Here is a 2,042-nt window from a genome sequence, read left to right on the forward strand (position 1 = left end):
CGTTTATCGAGTTTTATACTTGTATTTCTATTATCTCATTTTATAGGTTTTTTGAGAAGTTTTTAGAGGTGCCCATATATAAAAAGGTGGAAGGAATATTATAGACACCATTAAGCAAAAATTGAAAAAAATATGAATTCCATTAATAAAAAAGTTATCCATCTATCAATTCATTCTCCCCTTTCCTCTACAGTTTATTAAATCACAAAAGAAATGATTTACTTTATCAAAGACAGTATCTCCTCCACCTTTTATAGATTTCAAATTATCCGTTGATATTTTGGGAAAATTTCTATAATTATCTAACAAATTATTTTTCATATTAACTCCTCAATTTTAAAATTAACCTTTTAATATTTTAGAATAAAACCCTTGTTTTAATATCAAATCTTCATGATTTCCGTTTTCGATTATCATACCATTTTCTATGACAAATATCCTTTCAACCTGTTCTGTTATATTAAGACGGTGAGCAATAAATATTACAGTTATATCCAAGCTCATTAAATTATCAATAATTTTTCTTTCCGTTAAATTATCCAAATTACTTGTTGACTCATCTAAGATTAATACCGAAGGATTGGTTAATAATGCACGTGCAATAGCAACTCTCTGAAGTTGACCTCCTGACAAAATGCTATGTTCAGTGGAAAGTTCGGTCTCATATCCTAACGGTAAATTCTCTATAACAGATTTTATCTCGGCAATCTCAGTAGCTTTATTAATCTCTTCAAATGAAATTTCATCTTCAACACCTAATAAAAGATTATCTAATATAGTACCGTTAAAAATATAAGGTTTCTGAGGTATATAATTAATCAATTGTCTCAAAGTCTTCTTATCAATATCATTAATATTAATTCCTCCAAATTCAATACTTCCATAGGTAGGAGGCATAAAATTAACTAACATTTTTGCTAGAGTTGTTTTCCCTGAACCAGAAAGACCAACAAATGCTATTTTACAACCTTCCTCGATAACTAAATTAATATCTTTTAATAGAGGCTGGTTATAGCCATATTTGTAGGTTAAATTTGAAATTACTATCTTACTAGAATTCAATTTAAAATTTGTTATGAAGAACTTATCCTGAAATTCCGATTGAACCGAATAGATTTCTTCTAATCTATTATACGCAACACTTGCTGATTGAAATTTAGGTTGTAAATTAATAATGTTCTCCAGTGAATTCAGAAAATAAAGTTCTAAAGTATTAAAGGTTATCAAAGATCCCAATGATATTTTTCCTTCAATTACTAAAATAGCACCTTGCCATAAAATTAATACATTAAACAACAATTGAGTAAAATTTTTTAACACATCTTGAAACAACTCCATTCTACTATAAAAAGTAATTTTTTTATAATAATTACTAAATTCGTCTTTTATTTTTTTATAGCGATCTACCTCACTAGTAAGAGATTTTATTGTCTCTATTCCATTTATATCTTCTATAAGAACTGAGGAAAGTGAAGCTCCTGCTTCCATTACACTAGTTTTACTACGTCTAAATGGTTTCATGAATAAAAAAATTACTAAAGCATAAATTGGAAACGCAATAATTATAATAAAAAATAAATAACTACTTTGCAAAAAAAGTACAATTGATACTCCAGTAACTATTGACACATCTAGTATTACAGATAAAATTATACTAGATAATACTTCAATTATGGTATTAGCATCTGAAAATCTAGAGACAATATCGCCAGTTCTTCTTGTTGCAAAAAAAGATAGAGGCAGTTTAAAAAGGTGAGCAATATATGACAGCATTCTATTTTTTGAAAGTATTTGACTTAGAACTGTTATCAATACCCCTTGACCAAATACAAAAAACTGTTGCATAAGATAAATAACAATTAGGCTTATTGACATTAGATTAAGAAAATCCAGCTCCCCTTTAGGAATATAAGAATCAATTACTCTCTTTAAATAGTATGAACCAATTATATTTATAAAGTTTACTGACCTGATATAATTAAGTTGTAACACCTGTGTATAGTTTGGTAAAATACATACATAATCCAAGGAGATGTTACAAT

2 protein-coding genes are annotated in these 2,042 nt (G+C 27.5%); both read right to left on the reverse strand.

Annotation, left to right across the window (positions count from 1 at the left end; translation table 11 throughout):
- Positions 1 to 165: 165 nt before the first annotated feature.
- Positions 166 to 321: a hypothetical protein gene (locus ACPC58_RS11545; RefSeq protein WP_024381037.1), complete on the reverse strand. Its 156-nt coding sequence runs from the start codon at positions 319 to 321 to the stop codon at positions 166 to 168.
- 21 nt (positions 322 to 342) lie between these two features.
- The coding region (locus ACPC58_RS11550) for a peptide cleavage/export ABC transporter (RefSeq protein ID WP_434066026.1) at positions 343 to 2,042 on the reverse strand (1,700 nt) is incomplete at its 5' end.

The organism is Streptococcus sp. VTCC 12905 (assembly GCF_049893385.1).
Lineage (GTDB): Bacteria > Bacillota > Bacilli > Lactobacillales > Streptococcaceae > Streptococcus > Streptococcus suis_AA.

What these genes read in the sequence shown, in the direction of transcription:
- ACPC58_RS11545 (WP_024381037.1), bottom strand. Translation starts at nt 321, where the DNA reads ATGAAAAATAATTTGTTAGATAATTATAGAAATTTTCCCAAAATATCA.